Raw genomic sequence first — 22,799 nt, 5'->3', positions numbered from 1 at the left:
TTTCGGCCTCGCTCACGCGGTGGGCAGGGTCAGTGGGTGTCGCGGCGCAGTTGCTGCACGTCCTGGTGCAGCGCCTGGGCCCACGCGCGCCGCTCGCGGCCAAGCGACTGCTGCGGCTCGCCGAAGCGCACGATGGCCAGGAGCGGCGGTGCGCGCAGCGTGTTCCAGAGCGAGGTCAGCAGGTTGTCGTCGTCGATGTAGCGCGGCGCCTGGCTGGTTTCACCTGTGGCCGCATCGGCAAAGCGCAGCGCGGCGGGCAGCACCGGTGCGCCGGAAGAAATGGCGGCCTGCAAGAGGTTGGCATGAAAGGGCAGCAACCCGTGGCCGTCGCTGGTGGTGCCCTCTGGGAACACGCCGATGCGGTCGCCATCCTGAAGCGCCTCGGTCATGTGGTGCACCACACGCATCGCGTCGCGCCGGCGCTCGCGCTCGATGTAGAGGGAGCCCGCGCCGGTGGAGAGCGTGCCGATCAGCGGCCAGTGCTTCACGCCGGCCTTGGAGACAAAGCGCACGTGGCACGCGGCGTGGATGGCGGTGATGTCGAGCCATGAGAGGTGATTGCAGATGAGCAGCACCGGACCTTCCGCGGGCGGCGTGCCCTGCACCTTGAGCGTGACGCCCATGATCTCGAGCAGGCGCCGCGACCACTGCTGCACGCGCAGGTTGCGCTCTTGCTGCGACAGGCCTGGAAAGGTGAAGCGGATGGTCCACCAGCCGCTGAGCGCATGCCCCACCGCGTGCAGCAGGCGCCAGCAGGCCTTCAGTGAATGAACCATCGAGACGTGAATCCTCTCTCTTTGTCTAGCCGTGGACCACGCGGCCCGCGACCAAGGTGTGGCGCGCGCGCCCCTGCAGCGGGTAGCCTGCGAACGGCGTGTGCTTGCCCTGGCTCTTGAGCGCCTCGGGCTGCACCTGCCATTCGATGGCCGGGTCGAAGATGCACAGGTCGGCCACTCCGCCCTCGGCGAGCCGGCCGATGCCGGTGGCCGCGTCGGTGGCCGTGAGCAATCGCGCGGGTGCGGAAGTAATGACTTCCAGCGCGCGCGACATGCCAGCGCCGCTGCGCTCGCCCCATTGCAGCGCGAGCGGGAGCAGCAGTTCGAGCCCGGTGGCGCCGGGTTCGGCTTCGGCAAAGGGCAGCGTCTTGGCGTCGGCCTCGACCGGCGTGTGGTCGGACACCAGCGCGTCGATGGTGCCGTCGGCCAGTCCGGCCGAGAGCGCGTCGCGGTCGCCCTGCTGGCGCAGCGGCGGGTTGAGGCGCGCGCGGCTGTCGAAAAAGCCGATGTCGGTGTCGGCAAGGTGCAGCGAGTTGATGCTGACGTCGCAAGTGAGCGGCAGGCCCTGGGCCTTGGCCGCGCGCACCAGCGCCACGCCCGCGGCGCTGGAGATGCGGCACAGGTGCACGCGCGCGCCGGTGCTCTTCATGAGCTCGACGATGGTGAAGATGGCGATCGTTTCCGCCGACACGGGCACGCCCGACAGGCCCAGGCGCGTGGCCAGCGGCCCGCTGGCCGCCACGCCCTTGCCAAGGTCGCGGTCTTGCGGGCGCAGCCACACGGTGTAGCCGAAGGTGCTTGCGTAGAGCAGCGCGCGCTGCAGCACCTGGGTGTCGGCCAAGGCCACATCGGCCTGGCTGAAGCCGATGCAGCCGGCCTCGGTGAGCTCGGCCATCTCGGTGAGCACGCCGCCGGCCAGGCTGCGCGTGAGCGCGCCGAGCGGGAACAGGCGTGCGCCCTGCAGTTTTTCGGCGCGGAACTTGAGCATCTCGACCAGGCCGGGCTCGTCGAGCACCGGGTCGGTGTCGGGCGGACACACGAGGCTGGTCACACCGCCCGCAATGGCCGCGGCCATTTCGCTTTCGAGCATGCCTTCGTGTTCGTAGCCCGGCTCGCGCAGGCGTGCAGCGAGGTCCACGAGGCCGGGTGCGACGATGCAGCCCGCGGCATCGATGGTGCGGTCGGCCTTGAAGCCGGCCGGCATGCCACCGATGCCGGCGATCTTGCCGTCGGCAATGGCGATGTCAGCTTTCTTGTCGGTGCCCGAGGCGGGGTCGATGACGCGGCCGTTGGTGATCAGTGTTCTGCTCATGCTTCGTTTCCTGCCACGATGCTCATGACGGCCATGCGGACCGCGATGCCGAAGGTGACCTGCGGGAGGATCACGCTCTGCTTGCCATCGACCACGGCGGAATCGATTTCCACGCCTCGATTGATGGGGCCCGGATGCATCACGATCGCATCGGGCTTGGCCCGCTGCAGTTTCTCCGGCGTCAGGCCGTAGGTCTTGAAGAACTCTTGCGACGAAGGCAGCAGTGCACCGCTCATGCGTTCGTTCTGCAGGCGCAGCATGATGATGACGTCGCAGTCCTTGATGCCTTCTTCGAGCGTGTGGCACACGCGCACGCCCATGCCGGCCATGTCGCCGGGCACCAGCGTCTTGGGGCCAACCACGCGCACTTCGGCGCAGCCCAGCGTGGTGAGGGCATGAATGTCGGAGCGCGCCACGCGCGAGTGCAGCACGTCGCCCACGATCGCCACCGTGAGGTTCGAGAAGTCTTTCTTGTAGTGGCGGATCGTGTACATGTCGAGCAGCCCCTGCGTGGGGTGCGCGTGGCGGCCGTCGCCGGCATTCACCACGTGCACGTGGGGCGCCACGTGCTGCGCAATGAGGTAGGGCGCGCCCGATTCGCTGTGGCGCACCACGAACAGGTCGGCGGCCATGGCGCTCAGGTTGGCGATGGTGTCGAGCAGCGACTCGCCCTTGGTGGCCGAGGAGCGCGCGATGTCCAGGTTGATGACGTCGGCCGACAGGCGCTTGGCGGCGATCTCGAAGGTGGTGCGGGTGCGCGTGCTGTTCTCGAAGAACAGGTTGAACACGCTCTTGCCGCGCAAGAGCGGCACCTTCTTGACCTCGCGGTCGCTCACGCTCGTGAAGTTGGCGGCGGTGTCGAGAATGTGCGTGACGATGTCCTTGGGCAGGCCCTCGATCGACAGCAGATGGATCAGTTCGCCGTTCTTGTTGAGTTGGGGGTTTCGCTTGTAGAGCATTACTTGCTTTCTTCCACCTTGAGGCTGAACGCGCCGTCGCTGGCGCGGGCCAGAGCGAGCAGTTGGGTGTTCGGCAGCGTCAGCGTCGTCGCGGAGAAATCGGCCGCCACCGGCAGTTCGCGCCCGCCGCGGTCGACCAGCACGGCAAGCCGCACGCAGGCCGGGCGGCCGAAGTCGAACAGCTCGTTGAGCACGGCGCGGATGGTGCGGCCGGTGTAGAGCACGTCGTCGAGCAGCAGCACGTCGCATCCGTTCACGTCGAAGGGCAGCGAGGTCTGCGCGCTGGCCGAGAGGCCGCGGCGCGCGAAGTCGTCGCGGTGCATGGCCGACGAGATGACGCCGGGCGCACCGGGCAGGCCCAGGTCTTTTTGCAGGCGCTCGACCAGCCAGGCGCCGCCGGAGGTGATGCCCACCAGCTTGGTTTGGGGGCGCATCAGCGCTTTTACGCCTTTGAGCAGCTCCTTGTAGAGCGCTTCGGCATCGGGTATTGAACTCAAGGGAGGCTCCTCAAAAATTGTTCCAGGATGATGCAGGCCGAGGCGGCATCGGCATCTCGGGCACCCGAGGCCAGCGCCTCGGTGGTGCTGTAGCGCTCGTCGACCTCGAACACCTGCAGATTGAACCGCCCGCGCAGCTGGCGCGCGAACTTCTGCGCGCGGCGGGTGTTCTCGTGCGGAGCCCCGTCGGGGTGATAGGGCACGCCTATGACCAGCGCGTCGGGCTGCCATTCCTTGATGCGGGCCTCGACCTGCGCGAAGCGGGCATCGCCCTCGGCCTTGATGGTGGCCTGGGGGGTGGCGGTGCCCAGCAGGCGGTTGCCGCTCGCGACGCCGGTGCGCTTCAGGCCGAAGTCGAAGGCCAGGAAGCTCTGGAAATGCGAGGGAACGGCAACAGGAACGGGAACGGAAGAAGAAGCGGAGGGTTCGGGCGTGTCAGGCATGGCAGCGGCCATCACGCGTGTCCCGCTTCCGGCGACAGTGTCCATGCTTCCAGGCCCAGCAGCAGCAGCGCCCTGTCGTAGCGCTGCTCGACCGGGGTGTCGAAGATCACGGCCGGGTCGGCGCCGACGGTGAGCCAGCTGTTTTCGGCCAGTTCGGACTCGAGCTGGCCCTCGCCCCAGGCCGAATAGCCCAGCGAAACCAGCACTTTGCGCGGCCCGGCGCCGGTGGCCAGCGCCTCCAGCACGTCCTTGGAGGTGGTCATTTCGAGCCCGCCGGGAATGGTCATGGTCGAGGCATAGACCGATTCCTCGGGCTTTTCGGCATGGGAGAACACTGGCTCGTGCAGAACGAAGCCGCGTTCGGTCTGCACCGGGCCGCCCTGGAAGACGGGCGAGTCGCCGAGTTCGGGCCGCGCCAGGCGCAGCTCGATCTTCTCGAACAGCTCCTTGAGATTGATGTCGCTGGGCTTGTTGATGACCAGGCCCAGCGCGCCGCGCTCGCTGTGCTCGCAGAGGTAGACGACGCTGCGGTTGAAAGTTTTGTCTTCCATCCCCGGCATCGCGATCAGAAAGTGATGCGTGAGGTTCATCGGGGCAGAATCGGCAGCCATATGCCGCCGATTTTACTGGCCGTCGACAAGACCTATCCCAAAGGGCTCATGTGGTTTCGCCGCGACCTTCGCGTGGACGACAACGCGGCGCTCTACCACGCCCTGCGGGCCTGCCGGCAGGTGGTGTGCGTTTTCGTGTTCGACCGGGCGATTCTGGACCCCCTTCCCCGCGTCGACCGGCGGGTGGAATTCATCCGGGAATCGCTGGTGGAGCTCGACGACGAGCTGCAGGCGCTCAGCGGCGGGCTGATCGTGCGCCACGCGGCCGCGGCCGAGGAAATTCCGGCGCTGGCGCGCGAACTGGACGCGCAGGCCGTTTTTGCCAACCGCGACGACGAGCCCGACGCGCTGGCGCGCGATGCCCAGGTGCTCGGCGCCCTGGCCAATGCAGGGGTGGCCTTTCACACCTACAAGGATTCCACCGTTTTCGACCGCGACGAGCTGCTGACCAAGACGGGCCAGCCCTACACGGTGTTCACGCCCTACAAGCGGGCCTGGCTGGCCAAGGTGGATTCCTTCTTCCTGAAATCCTACCCGGTTCGCACCCACGCCGAGGCGCTGGCGCCACCGCCCGAAGCCTGTCGCGCGCCGGTGCCGTCGCTGGAGGAGATCGGTTTCCAGAAGAGCAATCTTTCCGAACTCGAGATTCCGACCGGCACCAGCGGCGCGGCGGCGCTGTTCGAAGACTTCTTCCAGCGCATCGACCGCTACGACGCGGCGCGCAACTTTCCGGCGGTGCGGGGGCCGAGCTACCTGGGCGTGCACCTGCGCTTCGGCACGGTGTCGATCCGGCAGGTGGCCGGGGTGGCGCACCAGATCGCGCTGCAGGGCGACTCGGGCGCGGCGACCTGGCTCAGCGAGCTGGTCTGGCGGGAGTTCTACTTCCAGATCCTTGCGCACTTTCCGCACGTGCATTCGGGCGGCGAATCGAAGAGCTTCCGGCCCGAGTACGACAAGATCCAGTGGCACCACGGCAAGCATGCCGACCAGCTGTTCGAGGCCTGGTGCCAGGGTCGCACCGGCTACCCGCTGGTGGACGCGGCCATGCTACAGATCAACCAGAGCGGCTACATGCACAACCGCCTGCGCATGGTGGTGGCGAGCTTTCTCTGCAAGGACCTGGGGCTGGACTGGCGGCGCGGCGAGCGCTACTTTGCGCTGCACCTGAACGACTTTGAACTGGCGTCGAACAACGGCGGCTGGCAGTGGGCCAGCTCCAGCGGCTGCGACGCGCAGCCCTACTTCCGCATCTTCAACCCGGTGACGCAAAGCGAGCGCTTCGACCCCGAAGGCAAGTTCATCCGGCGCTACCTGCCGCAGCTTGCGGGGCTGTCGAATGCGGCCATCCACGCGCCCTGGGCGGCCTCGCCGGTGGAACTGGAAGCAGCGGGCATCAAGCTCGGCGAGACCTACCCCCACCCGGTGGTGGACCATGCCGAGGCGCGCGAGAAGACGCTGCAGCGCTACGGCGTGGCGCGGGCCAAGGCGCTGCAAAAACAATAAAGGGGCCCGAGGGCCCCTTTATTTCCAGGTGAACGCCAGCGTCAGGCGGCCGCGGCCAGCGCCGGTTCGCTCGTGTACGCACGTACCAGGCGCAGCAGTTCCTCTTCCGAGTAGGGCTTGCCGAGGTAGTGGTTCACACCCAGCGTGCGGGCGTAGTCGCGGTGCTTCTCGGCGATGCGCGAGGTGATCATGATGATCGGCAGGCCCGCCATGGAGTCGTCCGCGCGGATGTTGCGTGCCAGGTCGAAGCCGTCCATGCGCGGCATTTCGATGTCGGACAGCACCACGGCCGGGCGCTCCTGCTGGAGCCGCTCGAGCGCCTGCAGGCCGTCGGCCGCGAGCGACACGCGATAGCCTTCGCGCTGCAGCAGGCGCTGCGTCACGCGGCGCACCGTGATGGAGTCGTCGACCACCAGCACCAGCGGAACCTGTGGCACCGGCGGAGCCAGCACCGGCAAGGGTTCGTGCGGCGCACCCTGCTCGGCAGCGGTCGGGGCGCCGTGCGCGGGCGCTGCCAGTGCGGCGGCCTGGCGCAGGCGCGCCTGTTCGCCATGCACCGCGGCCAGCGCCACCGGGTTGTAGATGAGGGCCACCGCGCCCGAAGCGAGCACAGAGATGCCAGCCAGACCCGGCAGGCGCGCAAGCTGCGGCCCGAGGTTCTTGACCACGACTTCCTGGTTGCCCAGCACTTCGTCCACGTGCAGGCCCACACGCTGCGCCGCGCTTCGCACGATCACGACGGTGTTGTTCTTGCTGGTGGGATGCTCGCTGCGGGCAGAGGCCTGCAGCAGTGCGCCGGCCCAGTAGAACGGCACCTGTTCGCTGCCGAACGGATGGCTGTTGTGCAGGTAGGCGGCTTCGAGCTCGGTGCTGCTCACGCGCTGCACCAGCTCGACCAGGTTGGACGGCACGCCGATCGACACTTCGCCGGCGCGCAGCATCACCACGTGCGTCACCGCAGTGGTGAGCGGCAGCACCAGCTTGAAGGTGGTGCCCTGCCCGGCCGTGCTGTGCGTTTCGATGCGGCCGCCGAGCGCCGCGATCTGCGCGCGCACCACGTCCATGCCGATGCCGCGGCCCGCCAGCTCGGACACCTGTCCGGCGGTGGAGAAGCCGGGCTTGAAGATCAGCTCGGTGGCTTCTTCGGCCGACAGTTCCCGGTCGGCAGCCAGCAGGCCAAGCGTGCGGGCACGCTCGGCAATGCGCTTGTGGTCCAGGCCGGCACCGTCGTCGCGGAAGCTCACCGAGACGTCGTTGCCTTCGTGGTGCAGGTCGATCACGATCAGGCCGTTGGCGTCCTTGCCGGCCTTTTCGCGTGCGGCCGGGTCCTCGATGCCGTGCGCCACGCAATTGCGCAGCAGGTGCTCGAAGGCGGGCGTCATCCGGTCGAGCACGCCGCGGTCCATTTCAATGGAGCCGCCGACGATGTCCAGGCGCACCTGCTTGCCGGTGTCCTTGGATGCCTGGCGCACCACGCGGTAAAGGCGGTCGGAAATGCCTTCGAACTCCACCATGCGCGTGCGCAGCAGGCCGCGCTGCAGTTCGCGCGTCTGGCGCGCCTGGACGCTGAGGTCGTCTTCCGTTGCCTGCACCGTCTTTTGCAGCGTGCGCTGCACGGTGGCCACGTCGTTCACCGACTCGGCCATCATGCGCGTGAGTTCCTGCACGCGGGTGAAGCGGTCGAACTCGAGCGGGTCGAAGCTCTGCTGCGAATCCTTGGCCTGCGCGAGGCGGGACTGCATCTGGCTTTCGGCTTGCACTTCGATGTCGCGCAGCTGCTGGCGCAGGCGGTCGAGGTTGCCGGTCAGGTCGGAGAGCGAACCGCGCAGCTGGCCCAGCTCGGCTTCCAGGCGCGAGCGGGTGATGATGACCTCGCCGGTCTGCGCCACCAGGCGGTCGAGCAGCTGGGTGCGGATGCGCACGGCCTGGCTCGACACCGCGCGCAGGGGCGCAAGCAGCGCAGGCGCGGGGCGCGGCAGGAGCGATGGCAGGGCGGTCGTCCCCGCTGCGGAGACGGAACCTTCGCCATCGTCGGCAGAGGCCGCTTCTTCGTCGTTGGCGGAGACGCCGGATTCGGCGGGAACCTGTACCAGCTGGACACCGGGCGAGGTGGCGGATGCCGTTGCCACCAGCTGAGCCACTTCGGCCTGGGTGGCATCGTCCGCGGCACGCAGCGCGTCGAAGGTGGCCTGCAGCGCATCGAGGCGCGTAAGCAGCTTTTCGATTTCGACCCGGTCGGCACCGCCCTGGGTGCCCAGGGCCTCGATCTCGGATTCCATGCGGTGCGCGCGCTCGCCAAGGCGCATGGCGCCGGCCAACCGGGCGCTGCCCTTGAGCGTGTGCAGCGTGCGCAGCACGGAGGCGCGCGGCGCGTTGTCGTCGGGGTGGTGTGCCCACTGGCGCAGCGCTTGGCCCAGCTGGGGCAGCAGTTCCTGCGCTTCTTCCTCGAAAATCGGGAACAGGTCGACGTCGACCGCATCGGCCATGTCGATGGCGTCTTCGGAGTCGTCCAGCGCCACGTCGGCCATGCCGTCGGAAGCCGCCATGTGCTGGTGCGGCCGGGTTTCGATGCGCGCGGACGCCTCGGCCGGCATGGGCGCGGCGGCGATGTCGCGCAGCGCCTGGAGCGTGCCTTCGGAGGGTTCGCGCAGGAAGCCCACGGCAAACTGGTGCAGCAGGCGGCGCAGCTCTTCGGCCGCGGCAACCAGCACCACGCCCTGTTCGCGCGAGCCGCTGCCTTGCATTTGCAGATGCTGCAGCGCGGCTTCGAGCAGGCGGGCCATGCCCGAGAGGCTGTGGAACCCGACCGTGGCCGAGCTGCCGGCCAGCGAATGGGCCAGCGCGATGGTCGAATCGGACAGCCGCTCGTGGGATTCGAGCGCCCACTCGCCGATTTCGGTGGCCAGTTGCCTGGACCATTCATCGGCCTCGTTGAGGTAGACGTTGTAGAGCGCGATGCCGATGCGCAGCGGCCCGATGACCTTGACCTGGTCTTCGGCGCCCGACACGGCAGCGGCCACTTCGGTGGCTTCGGCGGTTTCCCGGACCTCGGGCTGCGGGGCTGCTTCGGCCGCGGCAACAGCCGGCTCCTCGGCCAAGGCCGGCGCTTCGTCCACCGCAACCACGGCAGGCTCCTCGGGCTCCAGTTGCAAAGCGGGCGCTTCCACGGGCTCTTCGGCCGGCGGCACTTCGGCGACAAGCGGCTCGGGCTCGTGGGCAATGACCGGTGCCGGCTCGGGCGCCCAATCAAGGTCCGGCAAGCCGTCCAGCGCGGGCAGTTCGGGTACGGGCTCGGGCGACGGTGCGTCAGCGGCTTCGGTCAGGAACGAAGCGGTGGGTTCCGGCTCCGCCTTGGCCGGCTCCAGGAAGTCGAACTTCTCGCCGTCGGCCCAGACAGGCTCGTCGGCCGGGGCCGGCTTGGATTCGAAGTCGAGGAAGTCGGTCGACGTGAAGTCGTCTTCGGCTTCGGGCTTTGCGGCCTCCTGGGGCGCCTCTGCGGTCAGTTCGAACGCGGCAGCGGGTGCAGGCTCGAGCGGTGCCGCCGCGGGGAACGACAGGTCGGGCAGTTCCGGGAGTTCCGGCATCGGAAGCGGGGCAACCGCCGCCGGCTCGGCGGCAATGTGGCGCGCGGCCACGGCCAGGGCCTCCGCATCGGCGACACGCGCCGGCATGGTGGGCACGGGCTCGCCCGCCAGCAGCGCATCCGCCACGCGGCTGAATTGCGACGACTGCCAGCCATGCTGCGAGCCCGAAGCGATGGCTTCGACCCATTGGCTGAATTCCTCGAGCGCCTTGCGGGTGCCGACGAGCAGATCGGGCGTGGCGTCGCGCTGGTCGGCCAGCCAGGTGTTGAGCACCTGCTCGAAGGACCAGGCGGCGTCGCCGAAGTCGGTCAGGCCGACCATGCGCGAACTGCCCTTCAGCGTGTGGAACGCACGCCGCAGGATGGTGAGTTCCTCGGTGTCGTCGGGATGGCTGCCGAGCTCGTCGATCGCGGCCAGGCCGTTTTGCACCACCTCGCGGGCCTCGTCGAGGAAGATGTTCTGCAGGTCGTCTTCTTCGAGTTCGGTGACTTCGGTGTCGGGCAGTGCTGCGGGACCGGCGATCTTGTGGGTCCAGCTGTCGGCCTTGCGGCTGAATTCCTCGATGGGCGACACCTTCGCCTTGCGGTTGGGCGTGGCGAGCGCGGCGAGCTTCGACGCAATCTGGGCGTCGACTTCCTCGATGCTGAGCACGGCATCGCCGCCGGTAGTGGCACCCGGTGCCGCGGCATCCGCGGCGGCGCTGTCGGTGGCCTGGCGGCCCATCAGCGGCTTGAGTTCACCGGCTTGCTCGTCGAACACGAACAGGCGCTTGGCGAGCGTCGGCTGGTAGCCCAGCATGTCGATCAGGAACCCCAGGGCGCCCAGGTTGTTGCCGAGCGCGTCGAAGCTCTGCATCTCCTCGACCGGCGACGCATTGCCCACCAGCATCTGCTCGACATCGTCGCGCATGCGCTGGACGGTATGGGCGGCCTGGTCGAGCCCCAGCACCGAGAACACACCGCGCATCTGCAGCAGCTGGGTCGGAACAGTGCGCAGCAGGCCCTTCTCGGCCGGGCGGCGGAAGTACTGGTCGAGCGACTTTTCGAGCTCGCTCAGGTGGCTGCGCAATTCGTCGACCACGGTCCCCATGGTCTGGCGATCGCTCACGCGGCGATACAAATCCTCCATCCAGGGCTCCAGCGGCTCCGAATGCCCGCCTTCGCGAACGCGCTCGATGCGGCCCGCCAGCTGAAGGGTGCGGGAGGTGAGTTGCGGATCGCTCGGGTCGAGGTCTCCGAGCGCGGCTTCCAGGTAGAGCACCGAGGTGGCGACTTCCATCGCAAGCTCGGTATCCGGCGGCTGGCCGGAGCGCACGGAGGCTTCGACCGCATGCGTGAGTGCGTCCACCATCGGCAGGATCGGCGGATGCAGCCTCTGCAGCGACTCGCCGAGCTGCGCGAAGGTGTCGGCCACCTGGCGCGTGCGGGTGATGTCGCCGCCTGAAAGCGCCGACCACATTTCCTTGGCGGTTTCGATGCGCTTGCGCGCCTGCGCGAGCACCAGCGGATCGAAGCGGCCGAACTGCTCGACGCTGTAGTCGACATGCGGCTCGCCCGCGACGCCCCATGCGGCGCGCACGGTGCGCAGCGTGGCGGCTTCGTCGGAGGCCGTGGCGGGTACGGCCTGCGCGCAGAAGAACAACAGGTCCTGGCCGAGGCGGTCGGAAACCGCGCTGTCGCCGCGCGCCAGCGTGGCGTATTGCAGCAGCACGCGCGAGGCGGCGCGCTTGACGTAGGAATCGGCGGGGATCAGCTCCAGCGCCAAGGCTTCGAAAAAGCCCGCGGCGAGGGTCCAGAAACTTGCGACGCGGGGCAGCAGCGCACCGCGCCCGAGCCCCAGGCACAGCGCCTGCAGCCGGCGCGCGGCCTGCGGGTCGCCGGTCTTGACCAGCTGCAGCACTTCGCGGTCGAGCCGCGAACGCACGGCCGGGTCATAGGCCAGCGCGGCCTGGGTCAGCGCGGGTCGCACTTCGACCCAGCGCCACGCAACGCTCCAGAGATCGGCCGGATGCACGCGCTCGTTGCCAACCAGTTCGAGCACGTCGCGGTACTGCGGAAACAGCGCGACCGACGATACGGACTTGCCGGCCAGCAGTGCGTGGAGAAAATCGACGACGGCAAAGCCGGCGCGCTCGATCTTCAGGACCGCGCTGTCAGTGCAGCGCTGCGGCTCGGCAATGAAGCCCTGCACCGCGAACTCGATGGAGCCGAGCACCAGCGCAGGGGCGGTGTTGCCCACCATCTGCAGGGCACCGACGGACTGGTGCAGTTGCTGGCGAGCCATTTGCAGCGGGCCGCTCTCGAGATCCGAGGCAGTGCCCACGTCGCGCACGAAGCGCCGCAACGACTTGCCCACACCATCGAGGGATTTCTGGATTTCTCCCAGCACCCAGGCCAGCGGCCCGAGGTCTTCGGTGGCCGGCACGTTGCCGGCAATGGGGGCCGTGGCAGGGGTTTGAATCGACACGTTGGATGCTCGCCGTTCTTATCTTTTGTCAGGCAATCTTGAATCGGGCGACCGAGCGGCGCAGTTCTTCCGCCATCTGCGAAAGTTCGCGCACCTGCTGGGCCGTGGTACGGGTACCTTCTCCGGTCTGCTCGGTCACCGCAAAAATGTGCTGGATGTTGGCAGCCACCACGTTGGCCGAATCGGCTTCGCGGGACGCGGATTGCGAAATCTGCTCGATGAGGTCTGCAAGGCGGCGCGACACGCGGTCGATCTCGGTCAGCGCGGTACCTGCATTGTCGGACAGCTTGGCGCCCTCGACCACACCCTGCGTGGAGCGCTCCATGGCGCCCACCGCATCCTGCGTGTCGGTCTGAATGGCCTTCACCAGCGCCGAGATCTGGCGCGTGGCGTCCGCGGAGCGTTCAGCCAGCCGCTGCACTTCTTCCGCCACCACCGAGAAGCCGCGACCGGCTTCACCGGCCGATGCGGCCTGGATGGCGGCGTTCAGGGCCAGCACGTTCGTCTGTTCGGTAATGTCCGAGATCAGCTCGGTGATTTCGCCGATCTCCTGCGAGGATTCGCCCAGGCGCTTGATCCGCTTGGAGGTTTCCTGGATCTGGTCGCGGATGGAGTTCATACCGCCGATGGCGTTCTGCACGGCCTGCAGGCCCGAGGATGCAGCCTGCAGCGACTGGCGCGCCACCGTGGCGGACTCTTGCGCTTGCGAGGACACGCCGTTGATTCGCTCGGCCATGGTCAGCACCGACTGGCCGGTTTCGCGAATCTCGCGCAGCTGTTCGGTCGAGGCGGCGAGCAGTTCGGTCGAGGTGCTTTCCACCTGCGACGTCGTCTGCGCCACGCGGGTGGCCGTGTTCTGCACGTTGCCCACCAGCAAACGCAGTTCTTCCACCGTGTAGTTCACCGAGTCGGCAATGGCGCCGGTGATGTCCTCGGTCACGGTGGCTTCCTGCGTCAGGTCGCCTTCGGCCACTGTCTGCAGTTCATTCATCAGCCGAAGAATGGCGGCCTGGTTGGCGTTGTTGATGCGGCCGGCCTCGTCGCTGGCCTGCTCGGCCGCGAGACGTTCGCGTTCGGCGACGGCGGCACGTTCGCGGCCTTCGCGCACCTGCACGAAACCGATGGCGCCGGCCAGGGCCAGGGCGGCCAGCGAGAGCACGAACAGCATCACGATCGTTCCGGCGCCCAGGCCGGTGCGGGCGGACAGCTTGTCCTGCAGTTCGCCGAGCGATTTGCGCAGCGGTTCGCTGTCGGTCAGGATGCTGGCCTGCGCTTCGCGCGCGGCCACCAGGCCCTGCAGGTTGCCCAGAATGGCGGATGCCTGCGTGCGCATCTGCTCGTAGGTCTTGAGAATGGCTTCGAGCTGCTGGCGGGTCTGCGGGTCCTTCGAGCCGGGGAAACGCTGTTGCGCATTGCCGTCGAGCAGGCCGCGCGTGGTTTCCTGGAAGGTGTTCAAGTCCTTGCCGAGCAGGAACACGGCGTCGGGGTTCACGCCTTCGACCGTGAAGAATTCGTTGGTCGACTTGCCGATACGCTGGGTCAGCATCACGAGCTGGCCGGCGGCCGAGATTTCAGGCAGCGTGGCGTTCTGCTGCATCTTGAGCGATGCCACGGTTTCCGTCATTTCGAGCAGCGCGGACGACTGCTGGTTGATGTCGCGCAAGGCGGCGCCCACCTGCGTCAGGATCTGGCGCTGGGCCAGCACGGCCTTGGCGCTGGCGTCGGCACGGGCGACCAGCGGATTGATCTTGCCCATGTCCTCGTCGTACTGGTTGCCCACGCGTTCGAGGCGCAGCGCATCGTCGCCGTTGGTCAGGCCCTGCACGCGACGTGAGAGGTCGTCGGCGCTGTCCTTCACTTCGACGAACGCGGGCGCGCTGCCGACGAGGGCCTGGGAGATCGACTTTGCAAGCCGCTGCGACTGCATCAGCGACTGGCCAGTGGCCGCCACCTGCTGCGCAAGGCGCTCGGCGCGAAGAATGGCGGAGCCGGCCACCAGCAACAGCAGCAGCACCACGACCGCCAGCATGATCGCCAGGATCCGCTGCTGGCGCGCCGGGTTGGAGCCCGCTCGTCCCGCAGGAGCCTGCGCCTGGGCGGCTTCGGCCGATGCGGCATCGGCCTCGTTGGCGGCCTCGCCGACCGGCGTGGCACCGTCGGCAAAGCCGGTGGGCACCGGCTCGGCGGGGGTGCGGCCTTGTTTCCTGGCCAGGCGGACAGTCTTCTCGTCCGGCACCTGAACCGTGTCGACGTCGTCGAGCGATAAGGTGGAACCGGAGCCGTCGACGCGGGCCTTGTCGTTGCCGCTTTGAGCGGGCAGTAATTTCTTGAACTTGTCGGCGATCGAGCTCACGGTCGGTCCTTCAGGTGGTTGTCTTCTGGCTGTGCGGATGCACTAGGCGCCAATACTCAAAAACTGGGGTTGCTGCGAGAGCGCCTGCAGGTTGATTTCCTGCCAGCGCTCACCCGCCGCATCGGTGAAAAGATGCCCAAGCCAGGCGGGTGCTTCTGCGCCCGGAGGTTCCGCGGCCGTGAAGGCCTCGGCCCCCCGCAACCCCGCCAGTCGATCGACCAGCAAAGCGCAGTTGACTTCGAGCAGCTCGTTGAGGGCAACGAGCCGCGATTGCATGCGGGCCGCCTCGGTGGCGGCCAGGCCATCGGACGTGCCCGAGGCGAATGCCGACAGCTGCACCACGCCATAGAGGCCGCCGCGCAGGTTGGCAACGCCGAGGAACCAGGGTTCCGTGTAGGGCACGGGCTGGGGCGGCGTCCAGGGGAAGATCTCACCCGCGTGGCCCAGTGGAAAGAGGTACTTGCCCTCACCGGCCTCGACCGCGAGCCACGTGGCGGCCACGCCGGTGGTGCGCGCAGCCTGCAGGCGGCTCGCAAGCCGGGACTGGAAGGCGCGAAGAGCGTCGCGATTTGCCATGGACTCGGCAGTCTTCCGTTCAGGCCAGCGCGCTGATCTTGGACATCAGCTCGGCCGCGTTGACCGGCTTCACGATGTAGTCGCGGGCGCCCTGGCGCATGCCCCAGACGCGGTCGGTTTCCTGGTTCTTGCTCGTGCACAGGATGATCGGAATGGCGGCGTACTGCGGGTCGCGGGCGATGGCGCGCGTCAGCTGGAAGCCGTTCTGGCCGGGCATGACGACGTCCATGAGGATCAGGTCGGGCTGGTCCTCTTCGAGACGGCGCATGGCGTCTTCGGCGTTCTCGGCAGTCTTGACGGCAAAGCCGTTCTTCTGGAGCAGGTCGGACAGGAACAACAGTTCCGTCTTGGAGTCGTCGACGACGAGGATTTTTCGAATGGGCATTACTGCGCTTCCTGTTGAACGATGCCAAACTGCTGCACGGCCTGCAGCAATTGGTCTTTGGTGAAAGGTTTGGTCAGGTAGTCTTGCGATCCGACCATGCGGCCGCGGGCCTTGTCGAAGACGCCGTCTTTCGAGGAAAGCATCACGACCGGAACATTGGAGAACTGAGCATTGCGCTTGATGATGGCGCAGGTCTGGTAGCCGTCGAGGCGCGGCATGAGGATGTCGCAGAAAATCAGATGCGGCTTGTGGTCGTTGACCTTCGAGAGCGCGTCAAAGCCATCCTCCGCAAGGAGAACCTCGTGTCCGCCCTGCTTCAGAAATATTTCGGCACTGCGCCGGATCGTATTGCTGTCATCGATGACCAGCACCTTGTAACCTGATCCATTCGGCCCCATTGCACACACTCCTGCTGAGATGAGACTTGGATGCCCGCCGCACCGTACATCGGCGCAGATCGCGTAGCCCTATGCCATGCTTCAGATTTCAACCATTTCGAAGTCTTCCTTGCGTGCACCGCACTCAGGACAGGTCCAGTTCATCGGGACATCCGCCCAGGCCGTGCCTGCTGCGATCCCATCTTCCGGTACACCCACCGCTTCGTCATAGATCCACCCACAAATCAGGCACATCCAAGTTTTCGTATTCATCGGAGCTTAAAGTCCTTGTTCATTAAATGCAACGAGTGTATCTATGCGTATCTCACTGGCGGGCGGTAAACGTCGCGCCTATGCCACCATTGAGGCGATTTTGGCCCGCGTATGACCATTTACTTACATTCCGCAGACGACAACCGCAAACCGGGCAATCTTAACGACCCTCCGCCGGACGCTGAAGAGGCGGCCGAACGGGACCTGAATCCGCCCTGCGTGCTGGTGTTCAATGCCAGCGATCCGAGCGGCGCCGGCGGGCTGGGGGCCGACGCCCTGGCCATGGCCTCGGTGGGTGCGCACATGCTGCCAGTGGTCACTGGCGCCTACGCGCGCGACACGGCCGAGATATTCGACCATTTCGCTTTCGAAGAGGAGGCCATTGCCGAGCAGGCGCGCGCCATCCTGGAAGACGTGGAAGTCCAGCTCATCAAGGTGGGCTTCGTCGGCAGCCCCGACGCGCTGAGCACGATCGCCGAGACCGCCTCCGACTACCCGGAGGTCCCGCTGGTCGCCTACATGCCCAATCTTTCGTGGTGGGACGAGAACCTGATCGAGCCCTATCTGGATGCTTTCAGGGAGTTACTTCTGCCGCAGACCACAGTGTTGGTTGGAAACCACAGCACCCTCTGGCGATGGCTGCTTCCCGACTGGAGCGGCGAGCGTCCGCCCGGTGCGCGGGACATTGCCAAGGCCGCCGGCGAGTTCGGCGTGCCCTACACGCTGGTGACCGGCATGGTGCTGCCCGACCAGTTCATCGACAACGTGCTGGCCTCGCCGCAGTCAGTGCTTGCCAACGAGAAGTACGAGCGGCTCGAGGCCGTGTTTGCCGGAGCCGGCGATACCCTGTCGGCCGCATTGGCAGCCCTGCTCGCGAGCGGCACCGACCTGGTGGCCGCCACCACCGAGGCCCTGGCCTACATGGACCGCTGCCTGGACGCCGGATTCCGGCCCGGCATGGGCCACGTGCTTCCCGACCGCCTCTTCTGGGCCGAGCCGGAAGATGAAGACGACGACGAAGACCCCGATGCTGCCCCCGATTTCGCCCTGCCCCCTCACGACACCAGACATTGATGCCAAACGCTGACCAAAACGACATTCTTTTCGAGCGCGCCCGCGCCGTCATTCCCGGCGGCGTCAATTCGCCGGTGCGCGCCTTCAAGGCCGTAGGCGGCACGCCGCGCTTCATCCGCCGCGCCGAGGGCGCCTATTTCTGGGATGCCAACGACAAGCGCTACATCGACTACATCGGCTCCTGGGGCCCGATGATCCTCGGCCACGGCCACCCGGCCGTCGTCGAGGCGGTGCAGAAGGCGGTGCTCGAGGGCTTCTCCTACGGCGCGCCCACCGAGCGCGAGATCGAGCTGGCCGAAGCCATCCTCGCCCTGGTCCCGTCGATGGAGATGGTGCGGCTCGTGAGCTCGGGCACCGAAGCCGCCATGAGCGCGCTGCGCCTGGCGCGCGGTGCCACCGGCCGCAAGCACATCATCAAGTTCGAGGGCTGCTACCACGGCCATGCCGACGCGCTGCTTGTGAAGGCCGGCTCCGGCCTCGCCACCTTCGGCCACCCCACTTCGGCCGGCGTGCCGCCGGAGGTCACGCAGCACACGCTGGTGCTCGAGTACAACAACATCGCGCAACTCGAAGAAGCCTTTGCGCTGCACGGCAACGACATCGCCTGCCTGATGATCGAGGCGATTGCCGGCAACATGAACTTCGTGCGCGCCACGCCCGAATTCGCCGCCCGCTGCCGCGCGCTCTGCACGCAGCACGGCGCGCTCCTGGTGTTCGACGAAGTGATGACCGGCTTTCGCGTGGGCCTGCACGGCGCACAGGGCGTGCTGGGCATCACGCCCGACCTCACCGTGCTCGGCAAGGTCATCGGCGGCGGCATGCCGCTCGCGGCCTTCGGCGGCCCGCGCGCCATCATGGAACAGCTCGCGCCGCTCGGCCCGGTCTACCAGGCCGGCACGCTCTCCGGCAACCCGGTGGCCACGGCCTGCGGCCTTGCAACGCTGAAGGAAATTGCGCGCCCCGGTTTCTACGAGGCACTGTCGAAGAAGACGCGCTCGCTGGTCGACGGCCTCAAGGCCGCCGCCGCGGCCGAAGGGCAACCCTTCGACGCCGACAGCGAGGGCGGCATGTTCGGCTTCTTCCTGATGAACGAGTTGCCGCAGAACTACGCCAAGGTAATGACCACCGACAACGCGAAGTTCAACGCGCTGTTCCACGGCCTGCTGGACCGCGGCGTGTACATCGCGCCGGCGCTCTATGAAGCAGGCTTCGTGAGCGCCGCCCACAGCGACGAAGACATCGCTGCGACGATCGAAGCGGCACGGCAGATCTTCAAGGCCTCCCAGCCTCGTTGATTCTGATTGCCTGCGGGCGCGACGGTCAGTGGCGGAAGTGGCGCACGCCCGACAGCACCATGACCACGCCGCGCTCGTCGGCGGCATCGATCACTTCCTGGTCGCGCATCGAGCCACCCGGCTGGATGACGCAGCTCGCGCCGGCATCGACCACCACGTCGAGCCCGTCGCGGAACGGGAAGAAGGCATCGCTCGCCACCGCGGTGCCCTTGAGCGACAGGCCCGCATGCTCGGCCTTGATGCTCGCGATGCGGGCCGAATCGAGGCGACTCATCTGGCCCGCGCCCACGCCCATGGTCATGCCGCCGGCGCAGAACACGATGGCGTTGCTCTTGACGTACTTGGCGACCTTCCATGCGAACAGCAGGTCCTGCAGCTGCTCGGGCGTGGGTTGCTTCTTCGTGACCACCTTGAGGTCGCTCGCCGAAAGCTCGTGGTTGTCGGCGGTCTGCATCAGGAGGCCGGAGCCGACGCGCTTGACGTCGATCGCGTTGCGGCCGTTGTCCCAGTCTGTGGCGCCGCCCTTGGGCAATGCGATCTCGAGCACGCGCACGTTGAGCTTGGCCTTGGTCGCCTGGAACACCTCCAGCGCCTCGGGTGTGTAGGCCGGCGCCATCAGCACTTCGACGAACTGCTTGTTGACGGCTTGCGCGGTGGCAAGGTCCACCGGGCGATTGAAGGCGATGATGCCGCCGAAGGCCGAGGTCGGATCGGTCTTGAAGGCCTTGCCATAGGCTTCGGCCGCATCCTTGCCCACTGCAACACCGCACGGGTTGGCGTGCTTCACGATCACGCAGGCCGGCACGTCGAAGCTCTTCACGCATTCCCATGCGGCGTCGGCATCGGCGATGTTGTTGTAGCTCAGTTCCTTGCCCTGCAGCTGCTTGGCGGAGACGAGCGAACCGGGCGCCGGATACAGGTCGCGGTAGAACGCGGCCTGCTGGTGCGGGTTCTCGCCGTAGCGCAGGTCTTGCACCTTGACGAAGCGGCCGTTGCTTTGCGCCGGGAACAGCGCACGCGTGGGCGCAGGCTGTCCGATGCTGGCGTCGAAGTCGATGGCCGAGAGGTAGTCGCTGATGGCGCCGTCGTAGTCGGCGATGCGGTTGAACGCGGCCACGGAGAAGGCGAACTTGGTCTTGTCGCTGAGCTTGCCGCCGGCCTGGAGCTCGGCCAGCGCCACGGGGTATTGCGAGGCGTCGGTCAGCACGCCCACGTCCTTCCAGTTCTTGGCGGCGCTGCGCACCATGGCCGGGCCGCCGATGTCGATGTTCTCGATGGCGTCTTCCAGCGTGCAGCCGGCCTTGGCCACTGTCGCTTCGAAGGGATAGAGATTGACCACCAGCAGGTCGATGGTGTCGATGCCGTGTTCCTTGATGGCCGCCACGTGCGCGGGCATGTCGCGCCGCGCCAGCAGGCCGCCGTGGATCTTGGGATGCAGCGTCTTCACGCGGCCGTCGAGCATTTCGGGAAAACCGGTGTGGTCGGCCACTTCGGTCACGGGCAAGCCGGCATCGGCCAGCAGCTTGGCGGTGCCGCCGGTGGACAGCAGCTTGATGCCCAGCGCATGCAGCGCTTGCGCGAATTCGAGGATGCCGGTTTTGTCGGAGACGGAGATGAGTGCGGTCTGGGCCATGGAATATGCCGTGGAGTTATTTCAAAAGTTTGTGTTCAACCAGCTTCTTGCGAAGCGTGTTGCGATTCAGGCCCAACCATTGCGCGGCCTTCGACTGGTTGCCCTCGGCGCGCGTCATCACGACGTCGAGCAGGGGTTTCTCGACCACCCGCACCAGCATCTCGTACATGCCGTCGGGCTCGGTGCCGCGCAAATCGCGAAAGTAGCTGTCCAGACTGGTGCGCACGCAGTCCTCGATGTGTTTCTTGCTCATGCTTTTTCTTCTCTTCTTCTCTCTCAATCAGCGGCGCAGGCCGCCTCCTCTTCACCTGACAGCTCTTCGGCCGCCTGGTGCACGGGCATGCGGTCCATGCGGTCCGCCAACCCGTCGAAATAATCGCCGACCGCGCGCAGTTGCGCCGTCGAGTCTTCGATGGTGTTCATCCGTGCGCGAAAGGCTTCCCCGTCCGGCAGCGTACGCACATACCAGCCGATGTGCTTGCGCGCCGTGCGCACGCCGCTGAACTCTCCGTACAGCGCGTAGTGCTCCACCAGGTGGTCGAGCAGCAGGCGGCGAACCTCGGCAACCAAGGGCGGTGCAAGGTGCGTGCCGGTATCCAGGAAATGAGAGATCTCGCGAAAGATCCAGGGCCGCCCCTGTGCGGCGCGGCCGATCATCACCGCGTCGGCGCCAGTGGCCGCGAGCACGTCGCGCGCTTTCTCGGGCGAGCGGATGTCGCCGTTGGCCACCACCGGCACGCGCACCGCGGACTTCACGGCAGCAATCGTGTCGTACTCTGCGTTGCCCTTGTAGCCCTGCTCGCGCGTGCGGCCGTGCACGGTGAGCATCTGCACGCCGGCGGATTCGAAATCGCGCGCGAGCTTCACCGCGTTGCGGTGCTCTTCGCTCCAGCCGGTGCGCATCTTGAGCGTGACCGGCACGTTGAAGGGCCGGGCCGCATCGACCACGGCGCGCACGATCTCCAGCGCCAGGGGCTCGTCGCGCATCAGCGCAGAACCGGCCCACTTGTTGCAGACCTTCTTGGCCGGGCAACCCATGTTGATGTCGATGATCTGCGCGCCGCGCTCGATGTTGTAGACCGTGGCCTCGGCCATCATGGCCGCATCGGTGCCGGCGATCTGCACCGCAATGGGGCCCGGTTCGCCGTCGTGGTTGGCGCGGCGCGATGTCTTGAGCGTGTTCCAGAGTTCCTTGCGCGAGGTGACCATCTCGCTGACCGCGTAGCCCGCACCGAGCGCGCGGCACAGCATGCGGAAGGGCCGGTCCGTCACGCCGGCCATGGGCGCGACGAACAGCCGGTTTTCCAGCGTGTGGGTGCCGATCTGCAAGGTCATGAGAGGGAAGGTGTCGCGCGTTCGGCTGCTGAAAAATGAGGCACGATTGTAGCCACGCGGCGTTTCGTCGACTGAAACGATTTGCGCCCGGGGTACCGGCGCAAACACCCTTGTGCACGGCGCTTTTTCCGACCGCGATCTGAAAAGGCACTGCCTATACTGCGTCGACTCATTTCACTTTATGCAAGCCTGGCTCGACGCTCTTCTCGCGCTACTCGCGCTTCCGCAGTACGGACTCTCCACGCTGTTCATTGCGGCCTTCGTCTCGGCAACGCTGTTGCCGGTGGGCTCCGAGCCGATTCTTTTCGGTCTGCTCAAGCTCAATCCCGACATGTTCTGGCCGGCCATTGCGGTGGCAACGGTGGGCAACACGCTGGGCGGTGCGGTCGACTGGGGAATGGGCTACGGCGCGCACAAGGTGGCCGACAAATACTCGCACTCGAAACATCATGTGCGCGTATTGGGCTGGCTGGAACGGCTCGGCCCGAAGGCATGTCTTTTGAGTTGGCTGCCGATCGTGGGCGATCCGCTGTGCGCGGTGGCGGGCTGGCTCAAGCTGCCCTTCTGGCCATGCCTGGGCTACATGGCGATCGGGAAGTTCCTGCGCTATGTCAGCATGACGGTCGCGCTTCTCTACGTGTTTCCGTCGTGACGCCGCCGCTGCAACTTCAGCTCAGGAGGCCGTAGGGGCCGCCGCGTTCCAGTGCGCGCTGGTAGGCAGGGCGCGCATGGATGCGCTGCAGGTATGCCATCAACCTGGGCCGCTTCGCATCGAGGCCGCCGCGCGCCTGCGCGGCTTCGACCGGGAAGCTCATCTGGATGTCGGCGCCCGTGAATTCGTTGCCGGCGAACCACTCGCCCTTGCCGAGTTCGGCCTCCATGAAATTCAGGTGGCTCTCGATGTTCGGCGTGACGATGGCCGCCTTGGCCTTGCCGGCAATCATCTTGGCGATCGGCTTCGCGAAGAATGGCATCTTGCCGTTCTCGATCTTGTCGAACACCAACTTGAGCAGCAGCGGTGACATGGCCGAGCCTTCCGCGAAATGCAGCCAGTAGCGATAGCGCACAGCCTCCGGCGTGCCCGGCGCGGGCGCCAGCCGGCCATTGCCATGGCGCTCGATCAGCGTCTCGATCACGGCGCCCGATTCCGCCAGCGCAAGACCGTCGTCCGTCGTCACCACCGGCGACTTGCCAAGCGGATGAACGGCCCGCAGCGAAGCGGGCGCCAACATGGTCTGCGGATCGCGCTGGTAGTGAACGATCTCGTAGGGCAGCCCGAGTTCTTCGAGAAGCCAGAGCACGCGCTGCGAGCGCGAGTTGTTGAGGTGATGGACGGTGAGCATGTGG

At 66.9% G+C, this 22,799-nt stretch carries 20 protein-coding genes; 4 read left to right on the top strand and 16 right to left on the bottom strand.

Annotated elements, in window-relative coordinates:
- Window positions 1-29: 29 nt before the first annotated feature.
- The 6 genes from ACAM55_RS02905 to ACAM55_RS02880 are packed head-to-tail and all read right to left on the bottom strand — an operon-like array spanning window position 30 to window position 4,598.
- Entirely contained in the window at window positions 30-776 is a 747-nt protein-coding gene (locus ACAM55_RS02905; protein WP_369654588.1) for a lysophospholipid acyltransferase family protein, read from the bottom strand.
- A 25-nt stretch (window positions 777-801) separates the two neighbouring features.
- Entirely contained in the window at window positions 802-2,088 is a 1,287-nt protein-coding gene (locus tag ACAM55_RS02900; RefSeq protein WP_369654587.1) for a dihydroorotase, read from the bottom strand.
- Window positions 2,085-3,047: an aspartate carbamoyltransferase catalytic subunit gene (locus ACAM55_RS02895; protein WP_369654586.1), complete on the bottom strand. Its 963-nt coding sequence runs from the start codon at window positions 3,045-3,047 to the stop codon at window positions 2,085-2,087. The genes ACAM55_RS02900 and ACAM55_RS02895 overlap by 4 nt, the downstream gene beginning before the upstream one ends.
- The gene (pyrR, locus tag ACAM55_RS02890; RefSeq protein WP_369654585.1) at window positions 3,047-3,544 is read right to left on the bottom strand and encodes a bifunctional pyr operon transcriptional regulator/uracil phosphoribosyltransferase PyrR; all 498 of its coding nucleotides are present in this window, start codon (window positions 3,542-3,544) and stop codon (window positions 3,047-3,049) included. The genes ACAM55_RS02895 and pyrR overlap by 1 nt, the downstream gene beginning before the upstream one ends.
- Window positions 3,541-3,987, bottom strand: a complete 447-nt coding sequence (gene ruvX / locus ACAM55_RS02885) for a Holliday junction resolvase RuvX (protein WP_369656323.1) — start codon at window positions 3,985-3,987, stop codon at window positions 3,541-3,543. The genes pyrR and ruvX overlap by 4 nt, the downstream gene beginning before the upstream one ends.
- An 11-nt stretch (window positions 3,988-3,998) precedes the next feature.
- Complete coding sequence (locus tag ACAM55_RS02880; RefSeq protein ID WP_369654584.1) at window positions 3,999-4,598, bottom strand: YqgE/AlgH family protein; 600 nt, start codon at window positions 4,596-4,598, stop codon at window positions 3,999-4,001.
- Here ACAM55_RS02880 and ACAM55_RS02875 point away from each other — a divergent pair, their 5' ends adjacent.
- Window positions 4,599-6,101: a deoxyribodipyrimidine photo-lyase gene (locus ACAM55_RS02875; protein WP_369654583.1), complete on the top strand. Its 1,503-nt coding sequence runs from the start codon at window positions 4,599-4,601 to the stop codon at window positions 6,099-6,101.
- Window positions 6,102-6,142: 41 nt separating this feature from the next.
- Here ACAM55_RS02875 and ACAM55_RS02870 read toward each other — a convergent pair whose 3' ends face one another.
- The 6 genes from ACAM55_RS02870 to ACAM55_RS02845 form a co-directional block, all read right to left on the bottom strand.
- Window positions 6,143-12,151, bottom strand: coding sequence for an Hpt domain-containing protein (locus tag ACAM55_RS02870; protein WP_369654582.1), 6,009 nt, complete (start codon window positions 12,149-12,151; stop codon window positions 6,143-6,145).
- Window positions 12,152-12,179: 28 nt separating this feature from the next.
- Window positions 12,180-14,504, bottom strand: coding sequence for a methyl-accepting chemotaxis protein (locus ACAM55_RS02865; protein ID WP_369654581.1), 2,325 nt, complete (start codon window positions 14,502-14,504; stop codon window positions 12,180-12,182).
- 42 nt (window positions 14,505-14,546) lie between these two features.
- Window positions 14,547-15,080, bottom strand: coding sequence for a chemotaxis protein CheW (locus ACAM55_RS02860; RefSeq protein WP_369654580.1), 534 nt, complete (start codon window positions 15,078-15,080; stop codon window positions 14,547-14,549).
- Between the two features lie 19 nt (window positions 15,081-15,099).
- Complete coding sequence (locus tag ACAM55_RS02855) at window positions 15,100-15,465, bottom strand: response regulator (protein WP_028259710.1); 366 nt, start codon at window positions 15,463-15,465, stop codon at window positions 15,100-15,102.
- Window positions 15,465-15,863 (bottom strand): PleD family two-component system response regulator, encoded by a 399-nt coding sequence (locus tag ACAM55_RS02850; protein ID WP_028259709.1) that lies wholly within the window; start codon window positions 15,861-15,863, stop codon window positions 15,465-15,467. The genes ACAM55_RS02855 and ACAM55_RS02850 overlap by 1 nt, the downstream gene beginning before the upstream one ends.
- An 81-nt stretch (window positions 15,864-15,944) precedes the next feature.
- Entirely contained in the window at window positions 15,945-16,115 is a 171-nt protein-coding gene (locus ACAM55_RS02845) for a rubredoxin (protein ID WP_007838397.1), read from the bottom strand.
- 111 nt (window positions 16,116-16,226) lie between these two features.
- Here ACAM55_RS02845 and ACAM55_RS02840 point away from each other — a divergent pair, with 111 nt between their 5' ends.
- Window positions 16,227-17,189: a hydroxymethylpyrimidine/phosphomethylpyrimidine kinase gene (locus ACAM55_RS02840; RefSeq protein WP_369654579.1), complete on the top strand. Its 963-nt coding sequence runs from the start codon at window positions 16,227-16,229 to the stop codon at window positions 17,187-17,189.
- Entirely contained in the window at window positions 17,189-18,484 is a 1,296-nt protein-coding gene (gene hemL, locus ACAM55_RS02835; RefSeq protein WP_369654578.1) for a glutamate-1-semialdehyde 2,1-aminomutase, read from the top strand. The genes ACAM55_RS02840 and hemL overlap by 1 nt, the downstream gene beginning before the upstream one ends.
- A 25-nt stretch (window positions 18,485-18,509) precedes the next feature.
- Here the strand turns inward: hemL and purH are convergent, their stop codons facing one another.
- Genes purH through dusB form a run of 3 tightly spaced genes read right to left on the bottom strand, consistent with a single transcriptional unit; the run spans window position 18,510 to window position 21,452 of the window.
- Window positions 18,510-20,117: a bifunctional phosphoribosylaminoimidazolecarboxamide formyltransferase/IMP cyclohydrolase gene (gene purH / locus ACAM55_RS02830; RefSeq protein WP_369654577.1), complete on the bottom strand. Its 1,608-nt coding sequence runs from the start codon at window positions 20,115-20,117 to the stop codon at window positions 18,510-18,512.
- Between the two features lie 16 nt (window positions 20,118-20,133).
- A complete protein-coding gene (locus ACAM55_RS02825; RefSeq protein ID WP_007838304.1) occupies window positions 20,134-20,370 on the bottom strand; it encodes a Fis family transcriptional regulator in 237 nt (78 codons plus the stop codon).
- A gap of 23 nt (window positions 20,371-20,393) precedes the next feature.
- Window positions 20,394-21,452, bottom strand: a complete 1,059-nt coding sequence (gene dusB, locus ACAM55_RS02820; protein ID WP_369654576.1) for a tRNA dihydrouridine synthase DusB — start codon at window positions 21,450-21,452, stop codon at window positions 20,394-20,396.
- A gap of 181 nt (window positions 21,453-21,633) precedes the next feature.
- Here dusB and ACAM55_RS02815 point away from each other — a divergent pair, with 181 nt between their 5' ends.
- Window positions 21,634-22,104, top strand: coding sequence for a YqaA family protein (locus tag ACAM55_RS02815; RefSeq protein WP_369654575.1), 471 nt, complete (start codon window positions 21,634-21,636; stop codon window positions 22,102-22,104).
- Window positions 22,105-22,120: 16 nt separating this feature from the next.
- On the opposite strand, the gene ACAM55_RS02810 is transcribed toward ACAM55_RS02815, so the two are convergent.
- Complete coding sequence (locus ACAM55_RS02810) at window positions 22,121-22,795, bottom strand: glutathione S-transferase (protein WP_369654574.1); 675 nt, start codon at window positions 22,793-22,795, stop codon at window positions 22,121-22,123.
- Window positions 22,796-22,799: the final 4 nt, after the last annotated feature.

This window comes from Variovorax sp. V213, from assembly GCF_041154455.1.
Classification (GTDB): domain Bacteria; phylum Pseudomonadota; class Gammaproteobacteria; order Burkholderiales; family Burkholderiaceae_C; genus Variovorax.
The sequence above is the reverse complement of the archived record's forward strand: the minus strand, read 5'-3'. Positions and strand labels throughout refer to the sequence as shown.

Bases quoted from the DNA above. Each gene is read 5' to 3' on its own strand.
- ACAM55_RS02810 (WP_369654574.1), bottom strand. From the start codon at position 22,795: ATGCTCACCGTCCATCACCTCAACAACTCGCGCTCGCAGCGCGTGCTC.
- ACAM55_RS02860 (WP_369654580.1), bottom strand. From the start codon at position 15,080: ATGGCAAATCGCGACGCTCTTCGCGCCTTCCAGTCCCGGCTTGCGAGC.
- ACAM55_RS02895 (WP_369654586.1), bottom strand. From the start codon at position 3,047: ATGCTCTACAAGCGAAACCCCCAACTCAACAAGAACGGCGAACTGATC.
- ACAM55_RS02850 (WP_028259709.1), bottom strand. From the start codon at position 15,863: ATGGGGCCGAATGGATCAGGTTACAAGGTGCTGGTCATCGATGACAGC.
- ACAM55_RS02815 (WP_369654575.1), top strand. From the start codon at position 21,634: ATGCAAGCCTGGCTCGACGCTCTTCTCGCGCTACTCGCGCTTCCGCAG.
- ACAM55_RS02855 (WP_028259710.1), bottom strand. From the start codon at position 15,465: ATGCCCATTCGAAAAATCCTCGTCGTCGACGACTCCAAGACGGAACTG.
- ACAM55_RS02840 (WP_369654579.1), top strand. From the start codon at position 16,227: ATGACCATTTACTTACATTCCGCAGACGACAACCGCAAACCGGGCAAT.
- ACAM55_RS02880 (WP_369654584.1), bottom strand. From the start codon at position 4,598: ATGGCTGCCGATTCTGCCCCGATGAACCTCACGCATCACTTTCTGATC.
- dusB (WP_369654576.1), bottom strand. From the start codon at position 21,452: ATGACCTTGCAGATCGGCACCCACACGCTGGAAAACCGGCTGTTCGTC.
- ruvX (WP_369656323.1), bottom strand. From the start codon at position 3,987: ATGCCTGACACGCCCGAACCCTCCGCTTCTTCTTCCGTTCCCGTTCCT.
- hemL (WP_369654578.1), top strand. From the start codon at position 17,189: ATGCCAAACGCTGACCAAAACGACATTCTTTTCGAGCGCGCCCGCGCC.
- ACAM55_RS02845 (WP_007838397.1), bottom strand. From the start codon at position 16,115: ATGAATACGAAAACTTGGATGTGCCTGATTTGTGGGTGGATCTATGAC.
- ACAM55_RS02875 (WP_369654583.1), top strand. From the start codon at position 4,599: ATGCCGCCGATTTTACTGGCCGTCGACAAGACCTATCCCAAAGGGCTC.
- ACAM55_RS02905 (WP_369654588.1), bottom strand. From the start codon at position 776: ATGGTTCATTCACTGAAGGCCTGCTGGCGCCTGCTGCACGCGGTGGGG.
- purH (WP_369654577.1), bottom strand. From the start codon at position 20,117: ATGGCCCAGACCGCACTCATCTCCGTCTCCGACAAAACCGGCATCCTC.
- ACAM55_RS02900 (WP_369654587.1), bottom strand. From the start codon at position 2,088: ATGAGCAGAACACTGATCACCAACGGCCGCGTCATCGACCCCGCCTCG.
- ACAM55_RS02825 (WP_007838304.1), bottom strand. From the start codon at position 20,370: ATGAGCAAGAAACACATCGAGGACTGCGTGCGCACCAGTCTGGACAGC.